This is a genomic window from Bacillus aerius, from assembly GCF_029894105.1.
GTDB lineage: Bacteria > Bacillota > Bacilli > Bacillales > Bacillaceae > Bacillus > Bacillus altitudinis.
In genome coordinates this window covers 1,973,141-1,990,304 of the sequence record NZ_JARYHO010000001.1, presented here as the reverse complement: position 1 = coordinate 1,990,304, position 17,164 = coordinate 1,973,141, and the positions used below count along the sequence as shown (strand labels likewise).

Annotated in this window: 21 protein-coding genes; 14 read left to right on the top strand and 7 right to left on the bottom strand. The window is 40.3% G+C overall.

Annotated features, from left to right (window positions below; all coding sequences use genetic code 11):
- Positions 1–4: 4 nt before the first annotated feature.
- Positions 5–973, bottom strand: a complete 969-nt coding sequence (locus M2353_RS10145; protein ID WP_039165592.1) for a sigma 54-interacting transcriptional regulator — start codon at positions 971–973, stop codon at positions 5–7.
- A gap of 180 nt (positions 974–1,153) precedes the next feature.
- On the opposite strand from M2353_RS10145, the gene ilvA reads away from it, so the two are divergent.
- The 7 genes from ilvA (at position 1,154) to ypmT (ending at position 5,982) form a co-directional block, all read left to right on the top strand.
- Entirely contained in the window at positions 1,154–2,422 is a 1,269-nt protein-coding gene (gene ilvA / locus M2353_RS10140) for a threonine ammonia-lyase IlvA (protein WP_008346398.1), read from the top strand.
- A gap of 36 nt (positions 2,423–2,458) precedes the next feature.
- Positions 2,459–2,710, top strand: coding sequence for a YpmP family protein (locus M2353_RS10135; protein WP_008346400.1), 252 nt, complete (start codon positions 2,459–2,461; stop codon positions 2,708–2,710).
- Between the two features lie 187 nt (positions 2,711–2,897).
- Positions 2,898–3,740, top strand: coding sequence for a DegV family protein (locus tag M2353_RS10130; RefSeq protein WP_284725380.1), 843 nt, complete (start codon positions 2,898–2,900; stop codon positions 3,738–3,740).
- A gap of 22 nt (positions 3,741–3,762) precedes the next feature.
- Positions 3,763–4,353, top strand: a complete 591-nt coding sequence (locus M2353_RS10125) for an SCO family protein (protein WP_072368235.1) — start codon at positions 3,763–3,765, stop codon at positions 4,351–4,353.
- A gap of 69 nt (positions 4,354–4,422) precedes the next feature.
- Complete coding sequence (locus M2353_RS10120; RefSeq protein WP_017359696.1) at positions 4,423–5,184, top strand: SGNH/GDSL hydrolase family protein; 762 nt, start codon at positions 4,423–4,425, stop codon at positions 5,182–5,184.
- 9 nt (positions 5,185–5,193) lie between these two features.
- Positions 5,194–5,760 (top strand): YpmS family protein, encoded by a 567-nt coding sequence (locus tag M2353_RS10115; protein WP_284725379.1) that lies wholly within the window; start codon positions 5,194–5,196, stop codon positions 5,758–5,760.
- A gap of 24 nt (positions 5,761–5,784) precedes the next feature.
- Positions 5,785–5,982 carry a protein YpmT gene (gene ypmT / locus M2353_RS10110; protein ID WP_008346409.1) on the top strand — a complete coding sequence of 66 codons (198 nt, stop codon included), beginning with the start codon at positions 5,785–5,787 and terminating at the stop codon, positions 5,980–5,982.
- A 189-nt stretch (positions 5,983–6,171) separates the two neighbouring features.
- Here ypmT and M2353_RS10105 read toward each other — a convergent pair whose 3' ends face one another.
- From M2353_RS10105 to M2353_RS10095, 3 genes are all read right to left on the bottom strand, one after another.
- Positions 6,172–6,840 (bottom strand): DUF4397 domain-containing protein, encoded by a 669-nt coding sequence (locus M2353_RS10105; protein ID WP_284725378.1) that lies wholly within the window; start codon positions 6,838–6,840, stop codon positions 6,172–6,174.
- A gap of 117 nt (positions 6,841–6,957) precedes the next feature.
- Positions 6,958–7,218 (bottom strand): hypothetical protein, encoded by a 261-nt coding sequence (locus tag M2353_RS10100; protein WP_008346413.1) that lies wholly within the window; start codon positions 7,216–7,218, stop codon positions 6,958–6,960.
- A gap of 52 nt (positions 7,219–7,270) precedes the next feature.
- The gene (locus M2353_RS10095) at positions 7,271–7,702 is read right to left on the bottom strand and encodes a MarR family transcriptional regulator (RefSeq protein WP_007500780.1); all 432 of its coding nucleotides are present in this window, start codon (positions 7,700–7,702) and stop codon (positions 7,271–7,273) included.
- A gap of 138 nt (positions 7,703–7,840) precedes the next feature.
- On the opposite strand from M2353_RS10095, the gene msrA reads away from it, so the two are divergent.
- Both msrA and msrB read left to right on the top strand, forming a co-directional pair.
- Complete coding sequence (gene msrA, locus M2353_RS10090) at positions 7,841–8,374, top strand: peptide-methionine (S)-S-oxide reductase MsrA (protein WP_035391726.1); 534 nt, start codon at positions 7,841–7,843, stop codon at positions 8,372–8,374.
- Positions 8,374–8,805 (top strand): peptide-methionine (R)-S-oxide reductase MsrB, encoded by a 432-nt coding sequence (msrB, locus tag M2353_RS10085; protein ID WP_007500777.1) that lies wholly within the window; start codon positions 8,374–8,376, stop codon positions 8,803–8,805. The genes msrA and msrB overlap by 1 nt, the downstream gene beginning before the upstream one ends.
- A gap of 53 nt (positions 8,806–8,858) precedes the next feature.
- Here the strand turns inward: msrB and M2353_RS10080 are convergent, their stop codons facing one another.
- Positions 8,859–9,887 carry an SDR family NAD(P)-dependent oxidoreductase gene (locus M2353_RS10080; RefSeq protein WP_035703287.1) on the bottom strand — a complete coding sequence of 343 codons (1,029 nt, stop codon included), beginning with the start codon at positions 9,885–9,887 and terminating at the stop codon, positions 8,859–8,861.
- A gap of 254 nt (positions 9,888–10,141) precedes the next feature.
- On the opposite strand from M2353_RS10080, the gene M2353_RS10075 reads away from it, so the two are divergent.
- On the top strand, positions 10,142–10,864 hold the full coding sequence (locus M2353_RS10075; protein ID WP_284725377.1) for an acylneuraminate cytidylyltransferase family protein: 723 nt from the start codon (positions 10,142–10,144) through the stop codon (positions 10,862–10,864).
- Positions 10,865–10,892: 28 nt separating this feature from the next.
- On the opposite strand, the gene M2353_RS10070 is transcribed toward M2353_RS10075, so the two are convergent.
- Together M2353_RS10070 and M2353_RS10065 are read right to left on the bottom strand one after the other, a co-directional pair.
- Complete coding sequence (locus M2353_RS10070) at positions 10,893–11,855, bottom strand: CgeB family protein (RefSeq protein WP_284725376.1); 963 nt, start codon at positions 11,853–11,855, stop codon at positions 10,893–10,895.
- A gap of 15 nt (positions 11,856–11,870) precedes the next feature.
- The gene (locus tag M2353_RS10065) at positions 11,871–12,272 is read right to left on the bottom strand and encodes a hypothetical protein (protein ID WP_268417688.1); all 402 of its coding nucleotides are present in this window, start codon (positions 12,270–12,272) and stop codon (positions 11,871–11,873) included.
- Between the two features lie 207 nt (positions 12,273–12,479).
- Here M2353_RS10065 and cgeC point away from each other — a divergent pair, with 207 nt between their 5' ends.
- From cgeC to kamA, 4 genes are all read left to right on the top strand, one after another.
- Positions 12,480–12,788: a spore maturation protein CgeC gene (cgeC, locus tag M2353_RS10060; protein WP_284725375.1), complete on the top strand. Its 309-nt coding sequence runs from the start codon at positions 12,480–12,482 to the stop codon at positions 12,786–12,788.
- Between the two features lie 29 nt (positions 12,789–12,817).
- Positions 12,818–14,113 carry a glycosyltransferase family A protein gene (locus M2353_RS10055; protein WP_342394142.1) on the top strand — a complete coding sequence of 432 codons (1,296 nt, stop codon included), beginning with the start codon at positions 12,818–12,820 and terminating at the stop codon, positions 14,111–14,113.
- Positions 14,114–14,270: 157 nt separating this feature from the next.
- Positions 14,271–15,647: a sigma-54 interaction domain-containing protein gene (locus M2353_RS10050; RefSeq protein ID WP_284725373.1), complete on the top strand. Its 1,377-nt coding sequence runs from the start codon at positions 14,271–14,273 to the stop codon at positions 15,645–15,647.
- Between the two features lie 116 nt (positions 15,648–15,763).
- The gene (kamA, locus tag M2353_RS10045) at positions 15,764–17,164 is read left to right on the top strand and encodes a lysine 2,3-aminomutase (RefSeq protein WP_008346434.1); all 1,401 of its coding nucleotides are present in this window, start codon (positions 15,764–15,766) and stop codon (positions 17,162–17,164) included.

The following is a 17,164-nucleotide window of genomic DNA, read 5'->3' as shown; positions in this document are numbered from 1 at the left end:
TCCTTTATTGAACCGGTATATAACCATCAAGCGACTTCAGAAATGAGAGACCTTCAAGTGTAATCTTCGTTCCAGCTCTGCCTTTCCCTTTCGTCACATAGGCTTTTTTCTCAAGATCATCTAATCGACTCCTGACTTGCTGAGGGGTCAGCGGGATGTCGCCTTGTTTGCTTAACTCAGACAAGATACGTCTGCTGGCTGCTTCTCCTTTTTCATTTAGAGACTTAATGGCTTCGAGTAAGAAAACAAATTCTTGTTTCTCCATAAGCGTGAGCTGGTGTTCTTCTTTTTTTCCTTTACCAGCTGTTTGTTGAGGTAATAATACAAAAGGTGGCAAGTGATGCAAGAAAACTGTTTGCCCTTCGAGGATCGCAGCTGCATAATGAACGATATTTTTGAGCTCCTGGACATTCCCTTCAAACGAATATTGCTGTAAGACTTCCCACACACTTGAGTCGATGTCAGGCGTCATGTTCAGTTCTTGAAAGAAAGCAGCGGTTAAAATAGGAATATCTGTTTTTCGATCTTCTAAAGGCGGGAGAGGGATATGAAGCACATTGAGCCGATAAAACAGCTCAGGTAAAAAACTGGACGAAACGCTCATCGCCTCTAATGATAAAGACGAAGAAGCAATGATTTTTGTTGCAGGAGAATCTTCGAGAAAACGAATGACCTGATGCTGCATAGGAATACTAAATGCGCTGACTTCGTCTAAATAAAGCACATGATTTGCCGCATGAGTAAATGCTTCCTGCAAAGTCACTTCATCTACAATGGGGCAATAGATATATTTCATCGAAGCCTGCGCAGCAAATGAATGGGCCATTTCTTGTGCAAAGCGTGATTTGCCTGTTCCAATTTCACCTGTGATCAACACAGGCTGATCGTTTTTCGTGAATTGTTTTGCCAAATGAATGGCGTGTTTTATATCTTGGTGTTCTCCATATATATTAGCAAACGGATGTGTGGTCATCGAGCGATTCCTTTCTTTTGGTTCTAATTGGTTTTATTATAACACCCAATTAGAACAAATGTATAGAAAAACGAAAAAGTTCATGAAATTTATCTCCGATCTATGATCTATTGGTTTATTTTTTGAATATTCATGTTATAATGACAAATTAAATAAGGTTAAAGAGAAAGGATCTTGTACATGAAACCGTTGCTCAAAGAAAACACGCTAATTCAAGTGAAAGACATCTTAAAAGCCCATCAAAATTTGAAGGATGTAGTGATTCACACACCACTTCAAAAAAATGAGCGACTTTCTGAACGATATGAATGTAATGTCTACTTAAAAAGAGAGGACCTGCAAGTTGTTCGTTCTTTTAAATTAAGAGGCGCTTTTAATAAAATGAGCCAGTTGCCAAAAGAAAAACTAGAAAACGGCATTGTTTGTGCCAGTGCAGGAAATCACGCACAAGGCGTTGCCTATTCTTGCAAATATTTAGGTATCCATGGGAAAATCTTTATGCCTGCTACCACACCAAGGCAAAAAGTATCTCAAGTGGAGCTTTTCGGAAAAGAATATGTTGACATTATCTTAACCGGAGATACCTTTGATGATTCGTATCATGAAGCAGTCAAATGCGGAGATAAGGAAAAGCGGGAATTTATCCATCCGTTTGATGATTTAGATGTCATGGCAGGACAAGGAACAACTGCTGTAGAAATATTAAATGATATCGAAGTGGAGCCTCACTTTTTATTTGCAAGTGTTGGGGGCGGAGGTTTGTTATCTGGCGTTGGCACGTATATGAAAAATATCGCACCAGAAACAGAAATTATTGCAGTCGAGCCACTTGGTGCCGCCTCACTTCATGCTTCCCACGAGAAAGGGGAGGTTGTCACACTTGATTCAATAGATAAGTTTGTAGATGGAGCAGCGGTTCAGCGGATTGGCGAAAAGACGTTTACGTCGCTTCAGTCTGTTGTCGATAAGATTAGTCTTGTACCAGAAGGAAAAGTATGTACAACCATTTTAGAGCTGTATAATCAATGTGCAATTGTAGCTGAGCCAGCGGGTGCGTTACCGATCGCGGCTTTAGATGCACATCGTGAGGAGATTAAAGGGAAAAATGTCGTTTGTATTGTCAGCGGAGGCAATAATGACATTGGCCGAATGCAAGAAATCAAGGAACGCTCCATGATTTATGAAGGACTCCAGCATTATTTCATCGTTAATTTTCCGCAAAGAGCAGGTGCTCTCAGGGAATTTTTAGATGAAGTGTTAGGGCCAAATGATGATATCTCACGCTTTGAATATACGAAAAAGAATAACCGAAGCAAAGGACCTGCGCTTGTTGGGATCGAATTGAAAGAAAGAGATGACTATGCAGCGCTGATTGACCGAATGAATAAAAAAGGCTTCCACTATGTTGAAGTGAATAAAGATCAAGATTTATTCCACCTATTTATTTAGGCTTAACAGATAATTGGAAAAGAGGATTGATCGTTTGTGCTGCTCAAAACAATATGTTTTAGACGGATGGATGGAGCTCAGATCAAGGTAACAGAAGTCCCTGTTTTAAAGGGAGATGAATCCTATGGTTTCATGCTCACCTTTAGACTTGAAGCTTTCTTGAAAAAAGTCTATGTATCTAAGGGAAAGAGGCATGTGTACTCTTTCAGGGAGGATGTGAAACGTAACGTCAAGTGGAGCACATATGAACAGATCTACCAAGAGCCTACACTAAAACACAATGCGTAAATTGGAATCTTTGCCAAAGAGAGTGAGCGGCCATTTTCAAATGGCGGCTACTCATCTTGGCAAGGATTTTTTACATGAAAAGAAGAAAATGTGACAATTTCAAAAACGTTCTGACAGTTGTTTTCAAGTATGCATGAAATAAGGTAATATCATATGTAAAGACTAAGACAGCAAGGATGAGACGATAGTGAAACAAATTAAAATTGTAACAGATTCAACTGTGGACCTTCCGCAAGAAAAAATCAATGATCTTTCCATTCATGTCATTCCGCTCAATATCTCCATTTCTGGGGTTGATTATATTGACCGAGTGAACATACAGCCAGATGAATTTATTGAAAAAATGGAGGACGCTGAGGAACTGCCGAAAACGTCTCAACCTGCCATCGGTCAATTCGTCGAATTATATGAAAAACTGACGGCAGATGGAAGCGAAGTTATTAGTATCCATTTAACTGGTGGGATGAGTGGTACGGTTCAAACTGCTGAAAGCGCTTCTAAAATGGTAGACGGAAATATTACTGTCATCGATTCGAATTTTATTTCCTATGGTTTAGGGTTTCAAGTCACCAAAGCAGCAGAGCTTGCAAAAAAAGGGGCAAGCCGTGATGACATCCTCAAAGAAATGGACAAAATTCGTCTTAAAACAAAGCTATTTGTCACAATCGATACATTAGAAAATCTCGTGAAAGGTGGACGAATTGGAAGAGGAAAGGCGCTGATCGGTTCACTTCTTCATATTAAACCAATTGCCAGCTTAACAGACGGCATATACACACCAGAAGCGAATGTGAGGAGTTACTCCGCTCTTGTCCGCTATTTGACAAAACAGTATGTACAGGCGGTGAAAGGAAAAACCGTTCAGGCCATTGGGATTGCACATGCAGATGCATTAGAACTTGCAGAAAAGCTTAAAACAGCACTGCTTGATCACACACCTGATGCACTAGTTGACATCGCTTATACAACACCGATTATTTCCTGTCATACTGGTAAGGGCGCTATAGGCTTTACTTTTTATACCGATTGATTGAAAAGGGGATGTAATTGTCATGTATAGAAAAAGGGGAGCCTTATTTGGTGCGCTTACGATTATAAGCGTGCTTCTTTTAGTCTCATGTTCAAATGGACAAATCAAGGATGCATTAAATTATCAAATCCAGCCGTTTGAGTATCAAAACCAGGATGGTCAAAAGGTGTCGCTCGACGATTTAAAGGGGAAAGTCTGGGTGGCAGATTTTATTTTCACAAGCTGTGAAACGATTTGCCCGCCGATGACCGCACATATGACAGAGTTACAAAAACGGTTAAAAGAAGAAAAATTGGATGCGCACATCATTTCATTTAGCGTCGACCCAGAGGTGGATTCACCGAAAAAGCTAAAGGAATTTGCAAAAGCATATCCATTATCCTTTAAAAATTGGGATTTTCTCACTGGTTACTCGCAGTCAGCGATTGAAAAATTTGCAATGAAAAGCTTTAAGACGATTGTGAAAAAACCTGAAGACGAAGACCAAGTGATACACCAATCTCTGTTTTTCCTCGTTGATCAAGAAGGAAAAGTGATGAAAAACTATGATGGTGTTCAAAATACGCCATATGATGAAATCATCAAGGACATCAAAACACTGAATCGAAGCTAGTATAAGGATGTTCAAATGAGCGAAAACATGATACACTTTTTTAATCAGAAAAAGGAGGGACATCATCGTTTGAAGGCTCGTTTGATTTTGATTGTGATGTCTCTAGCTTTTGTTCTTTCTGCATGTTCCGCGCAAGAGGCTGGCATAAAGGATAAACTAGAAGACACACAAAACGTAAAAGAACATATTACGATCGCAGCGGTTGGAGATTCCTTAACAGAAGGAATCGGAGATCAAAATAAAAAAGGGTATGCCGGCATCACCCGTGACAAGATAGAAGCGGTGGACGGTGTACAGTCTGTTACATTAAAAAACTATGCCATTAAAGGCAGTAGAACGGTAGATTTATTAAAAAGATTAAAAGAAAAAAAAGTGCAGGATGGACTGAAAGACGCTGATTATATTTTCTTTACGATCGGCGGAAATGACTTAATGCATGTCGTCCGTCAAAATGTGCTCAACTTGACATTTGCTCCTTTTCAAAAAGAGCAAGGTCCTTTTGAAGAGCGTTTTAAGACCATTCTTGCTCAATTAAGAGAGCATAATGACCATGCAAAGATCATGTATGTCAGTATGTACAATCCTTTTAAGTTCAGCTTGTCTGAGCTGAGAGATATTGATGAGGTCGTCAAAGACTGGAATGCTGCTGCCGAAAAAGAACTAAAAAAAGACGGCAATGCTGATATGATCGATGTAGCAGATTTATTTGAAGATGATAAAGATGAAAAATTACTGGCAGATGATGATTTCCACCCAAACCAAAAGGGGTACTCTCTTATGGCAAATCGTTTATTCTCAGAAGTGAAAAAAGAAGGACTGCCGAAGGAATAGGGTGAAAAGATGAAAAAATGGAAGAGTTTATTTTTTATTTTACTGTCAATTAATCTATTGATTGTTCTTGTATGCGGTATTTTTATGCTGCTGCCGAGCGATCAATCCGCTTCGAAAAAAGAAGTGAACAGCGAGTATGCTTTTAACATTTCTAGTTCAAAAGAATCGCTCACCAGCTTTGTCAATGATTATTTAAAAAACCAAGGATCAAGCGATATGCCCGACTTTCATGTTGCGATTGACCAAGATGTGAAAGTAACAGGTGCAATCAAAGCTTTTTCTTCAACGATTAATGCAAATGTATTATTTACACCAACTGTTGAAGATAACGGGGATGTTCTGCTGAAAGTAGATGACTTTTCAATTGGACAATTAAGCATCCCAATCAGTTTTGTTTTAAGCTACATGGGTCAATTCTATGAACTGCCTGATTTCGTTCATGTGAAACCAGACCAAAAAACGGTGGAAGTGCGTCTTTCAGAAATGCCGCTGACGAATGATATGTATGTCAAAGCGAACAAAATTGATCTTGAGAATGATGAAATTGAATTCTCATATTATCATCCAAAGCAATAGAACGTGTAAGTCAGGAGTGAAACTATGAAGCGAGTCTATCAATATTTTAGTTTACTGTCGCTCTTATTTGCTGCATACTTTGGCATGACAGCTGCCTCTCATTTAAAAGCAGAAAATATCGACCAGTTTTACTTAAATATCGCCTATTGTGCATTATTTTTAGGTACCATGATTCTTGCTTTTGATTTTCAAAAACAAGAAAAAGCTGAAGATGTCTCGTAAATAGCCTTTTCCATTTGGAAAGGCTATTTGTCTTCTTTTCAGCGGAATAGAAAACCTTTGCATTCTAGGAAGGACGAGTACTGGCGCAGAGTGAATGTGACATTCGTGAGCACCGGCACGCAGGACTGACACCGAATGCGAGGGTTTGTCTACACGCCTGAGAGCCTTTTCCATTTGGAAAGGCTCTTTTTACATTTGGTGAGACAAGACGACTTTTGCCATTAGCTCTGGCTCTCCGTTTGCAAATCCATGAAGTAAAATAAGATAGGCCCGCTTTGTTTGCAGGTGAACTTTCGGAATATCTAGCAGTACACTTTGAGTACCGGCAGCTTTTAATTCAAAGTGATACTTATTCGGAGAGAAGTGGTGGGTTTGGGTGCCGTTCACATATCCGAGCTCCTTTGATAAGATGCCTTGATCTCGTTCATATATATCAATGAAAGGGAGGTCTGGTGACAGCTGGATAAACGTGAGTGCTGATAGCTCATCTTGCTTAATCAGCGAGTCTTGCTTTTCTGTGAGCAGCGCAAAGCCGGTATGAGCTCCTGTGATACATAGCGTGTAAGTCTCGTTTCCATTAATCATCATACGGGAAGAAAGAATTCTTTCTTTTGTAGCCAGCTTGAATACTTCTATCTCATAAACACCCTCATCCCATTCCATATAAGCAGACAGCTGACCGTATGGCAGCTTTTTTTGGATTGGATGCTGATTTACCAATACAGCAAGCTCACTTAAATCCGGTGCAGCGTGAAATAATCGAATAACAGCTTTGGAAATGGTGTTTCTCGGATGGTATGGGGGGAAGGTAGCTAATGGACGATATAGAAATTGATTCATCTCGTAGAGCTGCTGCACGTCTTCATCCCTTCTTTCTCTACAATGTGTTTTTTGTAGCGTATGCAAGAAAGGGACGGTCTGTATAGGCAAAAAAAGCATAGAAAAAAGCCTGACAAAAAGTGTCAGGCTCTCGTATTAAGAAGGAGATGAATATTGATGATATTCAGCCAGCTTAATGAACGTTTTTTCATCCTCAATTAATCCGCAAACGCCGCACTGGACTTTGATTTTCGGTCCTTGATAGTTCATGTGAAAAGGAGAAAGCTGATCTCCTTCATATGTTTCGACAATAGCTCCAGTTGCTGGATCAAGTTTCACAGGTTCTGAATGCTGCTCGATGAGATTAAAACGCGTTCTGTTGGTTTTGCAGTTCGGACAAAGATATGGACTTGTCATGGTTCATTCCACCTTTTTATCCGTAGCATGTCCTCCACGCTAAAATCTATGCTTAATCCTTTTGACTTTTATCCAGCTTTTTAAATAATTTGATCATCGTTTTCAGTTCTTCATCATCAAATGATTCAAATCGTTCCATGAAGTATTCTGTTTTCTTTTTCTCAAAATGCTCAGTAATTTCCTTGCCCTTATCGGTTAAGTGGATTTTGATGATGCGTCGATCCTCTTTTGAACGGATACGAGTGATCCAGCCTTTTTCTACAAGTGTGTCGGTTACAGCTGTAATATGGCTTGCTGATACACCGAGAATTGAGGCGAATTCCGTTACTTTTTTTGCGCCTTGTTCACGCAGCAGATTTAAAATGAGAAATTCATTCCGAGATAATTCGTTTTCAAGCAAGCTGTTAATTTCATAACGTATTTGCTTAAATACGGTTCTCAGTAAAGTATCCATTTCATACATCATTTGTTTTCTTTGTTCCAATCATTAAACCCCCATTATATTTTAAGATACGACAGAATGCTTTCTTTTGTTTTTAGGTATACAAGTCGTATCATTTTCATTATTTTTTATCATGTTATAATATGATGATACCATTTTTTAAATGAAGGGGGCACTAATATGTCTGAAAAACAAGAATTAGCCACATTTGCTGGAGGCTGTTTCTGGTGTATGGTTAAACCTTTTGATGAACAGCCAGGCATTATCAAAGTTGAATCAGGGTATACTGGCGGACATACAGTGAATCCAACCTATGAGGAAGTATGTACAAATACGACAGGCCATAGAGAAGCCGTTCAAATTACCTTTGATCCAGACGTTTTTCCGTATGAGAAGCTATTAGAACTATATTGGCAGCAAATAGACCCAACAGATGATGGAGGACAATTTGGTGATAGAGGAGAGTCCTACCGTACAGGGATTTATGTCCACAATGAAAAACAAAGGCAACTTGCAGAAACATCAAAAGAGCAACTGAGCCAAAGCGGAATTTTCCAAAAGCCAATCGTGACAGAAATTTTAGAGGCTAGTCCTTTTTATCCTGCTGAGGAATATCATCAGCATTATTATAAAAAGAACAAAATGCACTACGAACGATACCATGTCGGTTCGGGCAGAGCCGGTTTTATTCAATCTCATTGGAGTGATAAATAATGGCTAACGAAAAAGAGCAGCGCATCAAAGAATTAAACCGAATGCAGTACGAAGTGACGCAAAATAATGGCACTGAGCCGCCATTTCAAAATGAATTTTGGGATCATAAGGAAGAGGGCATTTATGTAGATATCATTTCAGGCAAGCCATTGTTTTCTTCTTTAGATAAATTTGATGCCCATTGCGGCTGGCCAAGTTTTACAAAGCCGATTGAAGATCAAGAGGTAGAAGAGAAAGTAGATACGAGCCATGGCATGGTGCGGACTGAAGTTCGCAGTAAGACGGCCGACTCTCACCTTGGTCATGTATTCCCTGACGGCCCAGGGCCAAACGGACTTCGATATTGTATTAATTCTGCCGCTTTAAAGTTTATCCCGAAGGATGATCTTGAAAAAGAAGGCTATGGTCATTTGAAACACATCTTTCAATAATTGATTTTAAAAATCGTCACATGGAAGTCAGCTGCTTCCGTGTGACGATTTTTTTATTTTTTATGGTGGGTATGATGTAATTGTTCAATGATGTGAAACAGTTTCTCTTTTGTAATGAGCGGTGCTTCGTTTGATGTGTAATGGGTCAAATGGACTTTTTGAAAATGAGGGTGAAGATGTGGTCTTGGTAAAATGGCATAAAATTGTTCATGTTCAAATAGTGCATCTGCCTCGTGAGGGAATGTGAGTTCCTCGTGAAGTTTTTCTCCAGGTCTTTTTCCGACAACAAGAATATCAGGAGAAGGAACGTTGATCTGACCAGCATATTCATGAAATGCTTTCAATAGATCAGCCAGCTGTAATGACTCCATCTTGAGGATGAATGTTTCGCCGCCTTTCATCATGATAGCTGCTTCAAGCGTGAGAGATACAGCTTCTTCGATAGACATAAAAAAGCGTGTCATCTTAGGATCAGTTACAGTTAGAGGTTGTTCATTTAACAACTGTTGAAGCATGATGGGTATGACGGAACCCCTTGATCCAAGCACATTGCCAAACCGGACAGAGCAAAACCTCGTTTTCTGATTTGAAATACTTTCATTCGCTTGAAAAAACAATTTTTCTGAAATTAATTTTGTAGCTCCCATGGCATTTGTCGGAGAAACCGCTTTGTCGGTTGAAATGTTGACAACATGACTAACTTCATGTTCAAGTGCTGCTTCAATGACATGCTGTCCGCCGATGATGTTGGTTTGGACAGCTTCAAACGGATTATCTTCGCAGGTGGGTACTTGTTTGAGTGCAGCTGCATGGAAGATGATATCTACCCCTTTGACAAGCTGCCTGACGCGGCTGGCATCCCTCACATCTCCAAGTGCAAATACAACCTCTGGATTTGCCGCATATTCATTTTTCATCATGTATTGTTTACTGTCATCTTTACTGAAGACAATGACCTTTTTAGGAGAGCATGCTGTTAATTTTTTCACAATCTGCCGGCCAATCGAACCCGTACCGCCTGTGACCAAGATGATTTTGTCACGAAAAAAGGTCTTCAAACTCGTTTCTATTTGTTTGGACATATCTAATCCCCCAACTCTCATTTCTCTACTTTGCATCATATGTGAAAGAGTGGAAGACGTTTGAGGAAAAGAACCACTTCATGCATAAATTAGGTGAACCAATTATAACCATCTGCTTGACGACTTAATAGAATATGTAGAGATAGAAGATTAAGTAGAATAGCGAGGCACCTAAAGAACTTCAGTACGGTGATCAGTTCAGCTCTCAGAATTTATTCTCTGATACTGAGCTGCGCGAGGGGAGAAGATCATACATGTATAGGGGAAATCGTATTTTAGCTATGATACCAGCTTTTAGCAGCAAGCAGGGACATCATGCTGAACACATTCGCGTATTGGCGGAGCGGCCGCTGATCTATTGGACCATTCAGCCATTATTACAAATGATTGAATTAGATGAAGTCATCGTATCTTCAGAGGATGTGAATACTCAAATCATTTCGTCCCACTATGGAGCAAATGTGATTGAACTGCCAAGCACACATGTGACGGAACAAACACCTTCTTTATTAGCTGTGAAGCATGCACTTGCTTATTTAGAACGAGAGGGAAAGACGTTTGATATTGTTTTGTATTTGCATCCATCATCACCACTAAGGCAGACGGCAGATATTGAGAACTGCTTACAGCTTCTAGTAGAGGGGGGATATGATTGTGCGGCTTCTTTTACAGAGGCGTTAGAAAATCCAAATGAAACTTGGACACTTCATGACACCAATGAAGCCAGCCTGTATAAGGACAATCATTATTTTTTTGTACCAACTCAGGAGCACCCTTATACGTATGGACGTTTAAATGGAGCTGTCTATGCGTTTCATGTTCCATATGCAAAAGAATGCATTCATTCCTTTTTAGAAGGATCTGTTGGTGCATATATGATGGATCATGCGCAATCGCTTGTTGTGAAAAGTGAGGAAGATCGGAAAAAGGCAGAGAAGATTTTATTGGCTCGACAAGATGCAGAAGAAACGGCATAAGATGATGGCAATTAGAAAAAGCGCCCGGTCATAGGGCGCTTTTGACTATTTCATAAAGTCTGTATGGCAGCGTATCAAATGTGTTCCAGCGCACGACTTGCTCGTAATTGTTCTCTGCAACTGCTTGCCTTTGTTCAGCGTTTGTTACATAATACTCGACCTGTTCAATCAAATCGTTTTCGTGTGTGTAAAAAGCGAAACTTGAAAATGCCGGTGACGGTTGTAGGTCTGTCAATTGAAAGCGTCCGCTTGCAGCGATATCAAATGCTCTGTTGTTCAGGCTCTTATTTTGAACATTGGCTTTGTTTTGATTATAGGCAAATTGCGCGGGTCTGTGTGGATTTAGGACAATGGCTGATGTTTGATAGATGTCTGCCATTTGCTCGGGACTCAGCCAGTGGGTCATCAGTGTGAGATCGCGATATCGTCTGCGTGATTTATTCAACTGGCGATGCCATTCTTTACCTGCAACGAGAATGCGCCATTTGTTTTGATGTAAGAGTGTATCGACGGCTTTGATGCGGTTTGGATAAGGGTAGCCAATGAGTGCAATGTCATAGATGCACGACTCATGTGGTGATTCTTTTTTCTGAAATACGTGTGTATTGGTCGGAATGGGAAAGTAGTGCGAGTGATTAGCGCCCATTTGTTTGTAAAATGACAAAGCACCTTCGTCAATCGTTAAGATCAGCTGTGCATCACTTACGCATGCAGCTGACACATCTATATAAAAAGGGTCTTCTGTCATCCACAGTACGACAGGGATCTTTTCTTGTTTGAATTGATGAAGTACTTCTGTTGGAATATGATCACCGATCATCATGAAAACAAAATCCGGAGAAAATGTCCGGATTTTGTGCATATGAGCGGGTAGAGATTCCCTTTCCATCTTGATACATGAAAAGGGGGAATCAATGAAGCTCTCTTCAATCCATTGATCGAACATCCGATAGATTCCACCGTAGCCAGAGCTGACATAAAGAAACTTCATGATGGCCCTCTCACATTAAGATGTGAATGTAACACTTTCCACTTTATCTACATCTAATAGAGTTGTTGCAGAGCCTGTAGGTGTCACAGAGCTTTCCTGTGTGACAAAAACAATACCAGTAGAAGCATCGAATGCTACGAATTGAACGGGTCCAATTAAGTCTCCAGAGTCCATCACAATACTAATAACTGTTCCTGGTGTAAGTCTTGCGAAAATCCACCTTGCTCCTTGAGATGAATTAAGTGCTGAAGCAGCATCTGAAGTTGATGCTTCAGCTGCGACTTCACTTAATAAATCGTTTAATTTATTTTCCAATTCTGCACCTCCTTCTTCGAGATTAACTGTTAACGCATGACTAAGCGGTTTGAAGAATAGTTTCAATAGTTCTTTTTTTAACTCAGTACGATTGTCATTCATTTTATCCCCATCCTTCCTTCAACAATTGAAACACACCACTATGTATATGCCGTTCAGTTTTTTTGGTATAAGCAGAATGCTCATTCCTTGTTCTTTTTTCATTTAATGACTTCACACATTTTTTAAAATGTTTTCAAATGCTGATGCTAAATGAAGTGATTCTCATACTCTAGTAAAGATCAAACGAGAAGAAAGAGGGAATTTTGAATGGAATTTGAACAATTATTAAATGGCTGGAACAAAGAATTACTAGAAACAGAAGGAATACTCGAAGTTGTGTTGATTTTGCTTCTTCTTCGTCTTTTAGAGGGACGTGAGGAAGAAAGTGAGTCAGAAATCAAAGAGTTGCTGCGCCAGTGGCTTGAGCTCGGCATTCCGCTGCCTCGTGTTCATTTAGTCAATGGTGAGGTGCTGCAAAACGTGGTTGTTGTTCAATTGTTTCATACAGTGGCGGTTTTTAAAAATGCTACGAATCAGCTAAGAGTGAATGTTCCTTACACAAATATTGTTAGTTAGGGAGCTTTTTAATCTCATTAAAAAGGATAATGCCCATGAAAGTATCGGTGATTTTAACAAGCTACAATAAACCTGATTTCATTGATCGTGTGCTAAAGAGTATGATAGAACAAACATATCAAAACTGGGAGCTTTTGATTATGGATGATGGCTCGGAGCCAGAAACATTAAAAAAGATTCAGCCCTTTTTAAGCGATGAGCGTATCCACTTGTATCCGCATACTGTTCATCCTGCAAAAAGGCTGATGACTGTACGTTATGCGACGCTTATTAATGAAGCATTAACACGAATATCAGGGGAGCTTATTTGTTATTTAACAGATGATACAATGTATTGCAAAGATCGTTTACAGAAAATGGTGGATGTTTTTCAATCAAAATCACATGTAGATATCGTTTATTCCTCGCAGCGTGTGGTCCATATTGATAAGCATCTAGTGGAAACAATGACCTTTGTTCGAGAAGCGGAACATGTGTTAGAACATGCGTCCTTTCAAGTAGATCACTGTTCGGTCATGCATAGAAGACGCTTGCTTCCTTTGATTGATGAGAAATTTGGGCAATATTGGGATGATGACCCGAAGCATTGGCATCATGCAGATTCTGTTTTTTGGATGCGGTTGAATCATTTTGCTGCGTTTTATCCATTAAAAGAGGTACTCGATATCACATTTAAAACACCCCAATCCTTTCATCACATGTTTTCAAGTATGCCGTATGATGTAATTGATGGGACGGTCATTGAAAGAGAAGGGGCTTATTTTCAACTTGCTTATGGGAATCTTCATGAGATTGACAAACGATGGGTTCATGAAAAGAAGATACGTGCGATTCGTGTCCCTTTGATTTGTGCGATGAAATATGAGGTGAAAGATAAGCGCGTTGTGCCGAACTATACAGTGGTCACCGCAGATAATGGAAGAACGATTTATTATATTGAAGATCAGAAAAAAAGACGATTTGCTTCAAAACGTGATATGCAATATTTTCAGTTTCATCCAAAAGAAATGTGCACCGTTTCAAACGAACTGCTACAGACATTAGACGAGGGCAAAATCATTCAAGTATCTCCTGAATTCAGCCCGCCAAACCGCCGGCTTTTTAAATGGCAACGGGATGTCTATTTATTTGTGCATGATACCTTCTGCCGTATTGCCCCTGAGGTGGTCAAGTTATTCGCATTTTATCATCAGCCAATCAAATTATATCCTTCCCACTTTACTTTATTTCAAGAAGGGAAGTCGATTGTTCCATTGTATATGGAATCATTCCACGAGTTTGACATGTCTCTTTATCAAACGTCAGGACGAAAGCACTCCTCATAAGTTGGGGTGCTTTTTTTAGAATTGACGAAAAAAGCAGGAGATCGAAAGGAAAAAGCGAAACGTGAAAAGGATAGGGGAACACGTTGAATATCATCAAACCGCTGAAAATTGGGCAATACTATGCCGGATTTTCGGCATAGAAAGTGAGGGGGAAATAGTGGGGAAGGTTGTCGAAAGAGCGGATTGGTTTGAATTAATTTTAGAAGCCATCGATGAAGCGATTCACGTTGTAGACGATCAAGGGGTCACCATCTTTTATAATCATAATGCAGCGAAGTTCGACTGTTTAGCGAAAGAAGAGGTGATTGGCAAGTACATACTGGATGTGTATCCTTCATTAACTGAAAAGACAAGTACACTCATGCATGTACTTAGAACAGGAAAACCCATTTATCATTCGTTGCAAACCTATTTGAATAAAAATGGAGAAAAAATTGAGACCGTCAACACCACACTGCCCATTATGGAAGGCAGCAAGTTAATTGGGGCGGTAGAAGTAGCGAAGGATGTGTCGAAGCTGTCGGCGCTTTCGAATCGTTTAGATCAAAAAAAACGAACGGATGGTGCCGCGGAGACCACTCAAATGCTCGATTTTTCTTCATTTTTAACAAATGATCCACACTTAAAAGAGATGCTGGAGAAAGCGAAAAAAGCTGCTGCATATCCTTCATCGGTTATGGTCTTCGGGGAAACTGGGACAGGAAAAGAGGTACTCGTACAAGCGATTGTTCATGCATCTGATCGGAAAGATCAAGTCTTTATCCCGCAAAACTGCGCTGCTCTTCCAGAATCGCTGCTTGAAAGTCTTTTATTCGGGTCTGTCAAAGGAAGTTATACGGGCGCAATAGATCGCAAGGGGCTGTTTGAGTTAGCAGATGGCGGTACGCTTTTTCTTGATGAGCTGCAAGCGATGCCGCTTACGCTTCAAACAAAATTACTGCGTGTGTTAGAGGATGGTGTTGTCCGCCGGATAGGTGATGCAAAGGCGGTTCAAGTAAATGTCAGAGTGATTACTGCCCTCAATATCGACCCATTTGAAGCCGTTAAAAAACAAATGTTAAGAGAAGACTTATTTTATAGACTGCATGTGTCATCATTTCATATCCCGCCGCTTCGCACAAGGAAGCATGATATCCAGCTGTTATCCCGCCACTTTATTCAAACGTATCATCAGCAATTTTCTAAAAACGTCAACCGCCTTTCTGAAGAAACCGTCCAAGTATTTATGGCCCATCAGTGGCCAGGGAATGTCAGAGAATTAAAACATACGATCGAGCATGCCGTCTTGATGATGCCAAAGGAAACAGAAGAAATCACCCCAGCATATCTCCCTGCCCATTTGCGGACGCATCAGATAGAAAGTCATCCTCCAGAGTCCTCATTAAAAAGTCAAGTGACGTCATTTGAACAAACGCTGATTCAAGAAGCTTTAAGACAGCACGCAGGGAATATTAAGCAAACGGCAGCCGCTTTAAAAATTCCTCGACAAACATTGCAGTATAAACTAAAAAAATATACAGATGCCGAAAAGTAAGCACTTCAAACAGGTGAATGTGACGGAAAAGCTCCTTTTGTAAAGAATAGGGGCATTTTCCCATGTTGGCACATAACTTGCATAGTATAAAGTGAATGCTGATAGGGGGAATGGATATGAATCAAAAACTGTATCAACCTGCGCGACATTGGAAGGACATTGAACTTTGGAAGGACGTACCCGAGGAAAAGTGGAACGACTGGATTTGGCAGCTGACGCATACGGTCAAAACGCTTGAAGATTTAGAAAAAGTCGTGAACTTAACAGAAGAGGAAAAAGAAGGGGTGAAGATTTCCACGAAAACCATTCCACTCAACATAACACCCTACTATGCCTCACTGATGAATCCAGACGATCCAAGATGCCCAATTCGTATGCAGTCTGTACCGATTGCAGAGGAGCTTCATAAAACAAAATATGACCTCGAAGATCCGCTCCATGAAGATGAGGATTCACCTGTTCCAGGTTTAACGCACCGCTACCCAGATCGTGTGCTGTTTCTCGTCACAAATCAGTGCTCCATGTACTGCCGCTATTGTACGAGAAGGCGCTTTTCCGGTCAGATCGGGATGGGCGTGCCGAAAAAGCAATTAGATGCCGCCATTGGATATATTAGAGAAACCCCTGAAGTGCGGGATGTGTTAATTTCAGGCGGTGACGGGCTGTTAATTAATGATCAAGTGCTTGAATACATTTTGAAAAACTTACGAGACATTCCTCACGTTGAAATCATTCGAATTGGAACACGTGCACCGGTCGTGTTTCCGCAGCGAATTACAGATGAATTGTGTGAGATTTTAAAAAAATATCATCCGGTTTGGCTGAACACTCACTTTAATACAAGCATTGAAATCACAAAAGAAGCGAAAGAAGCGTGTGAGCGACTTGTCAATGCTGGCGTGCCTGTTGGTAATCAGGCGGTGATCCTAGCAGGGATTAACGACAGTGTTCCAATTATGAAGAAGCTGATGCATGATCTCGTCATGATTCGCGTCAGACCTTATTATATTTATCAATGTGATTTATCTGAGGGGATCGGCCACTTTAGAACACCTGTTTCAAAAGGCCTTGAAATCATTGAAGGCTTAAGAGGACATACGAGTGGTTATGCTGTGCCAAGCTTTGTTGTAGATGCACCAGGCGGAGGAGGTAAGATCACCTTACAGCCAAATTATTTATTATCTCAAAGCCCAGAGAAAGTGGTCCTGCGTAACTTTGAAGGTGTGATCACCTCTTATCCGGAGCCAGAACATTACGTCGCCGGCCAAGCGGATGCGTATTTTAATGAAATCTATGAAGAAAAGAAAGAACCCGCCATTGGCATAACAGCTCTATTTGAGGACGAAGCAAGATCCTTTACGCCTGAAAATTTAAGCCGAATGAAACGAAGAGAGTCTTATGAAACGAATCCTGAACATGATACGCTCAAAAACAAACGTGAAAAACGAGATGAATTAAAAGAGAAGAAGTATCAAGCCCAGCTCAAAAAAGAACAAACCGTAAAGGAGGAGAAATAA

Excerpts from the sequence above, each read along its gene's own strand:
- M2353_RS10145 (WP_039165592.1), bottom strand. The coding sequence starts at position 973 with ATGACCACACATCCGTTTGCTAATATATATGGAGAACACCAAGATATA.
- ilvA (WP_008346398.1), top strand. The coding sequence starts at position 1,154 with ATGAAACCGTTGCTCAAAGAAAACACGCTAATTCAAGTGAAAGACATC.
- M2353_RS10125 (WP_072368235.1), top strand. The coding sequence starts at position 3,763 with ATGTATAGAAAAAGGGGAGCCTTATTTGGTGCGCTTACGATTATAAGC.
- M2353_RS10115 (WP_284725379.1), top strand. The coding sequence starts at position 5,194 with ATGAAAAAATGGAAGAGTTTATTTTTTATTTTACTGTCAATTAATCTA.
- ypmT (WP_008346409.1), top strand. The coding sequence starts at position 5,785 with ATGAAGCGAGTCTATCAATATTTTAGTTTACTGTCGCTCTTATTTGCT.
- M2353_RS10100 (WP_008346413.1), bottom strand. The coding sequence starts at position 7,218 with ATGACAAGTCCATATCTTTGTCCGAACTGCAAAACCAACAGAACGCGT.
- msrA (WP_035391726.1), top strand. The coding sequence starts at position 7,841 with ATGTCTGAAAAACAAGAATTAGCCACATTTGCTGGAGGCTGTTTCTGG.
- msrB (WP_007500777.1), top strand. The coding sequence starts at position 8,374 with ATGGCTAACGAAAAAGAGCAGCGCATCAAAGAATTAAACCGAATGCAG.
- M2353_RS10080 (WP_035703287.1), bottom strand. The coding sequence starts at position 9,887 with ATGTCCAAACAAATAGAAACGAGTTTGAAGACCTTTTTTCGTGACAAA.
- M2353_RS10075 (WP_284725377.1), top strand. The coding sequence starts at position 10,142 with ATGTATAGGGGAAATCGTATTTTAGCTATGATACCAGCTTTTAGCAGC.
- M2353_RS10070 (WP_284725376.1), bottom strand. The coding sequence starts at position 11,855 with ATGAAGTTTCTTTATGTCAGCTCTGGCTACGGTGGAATCTATCGGATG.
- M2353_RS10065 (WP_268417688.1), bottom strand. The coding sequence starts at position 12,272 with ATGAATGACAATCGTACTGAGTTAAAAAAAGAACTATTGAAACTATTC.
- cgeC (WP_284725375.1), top strand. The coding sequence starts at position 12,480 with ATGGAATTTGAACAATTATTAAATGGCTGGAACAAAGAATTACTAGAA.
- M2353_RS10055 (WP_342394142.1), top strand. The coding sequence starts at position 12,818 with ATGCCCATGAAAGTATCGGTGATTTTAACAAGCTACAATAAACCTGAT.
- kamA (WP_008346434.1), top strand. The coding sequence starts at position 15,764 with ATGAATCAAAAACTGTATCAACCTGCGCGACATTGGAAGGACATTGAA.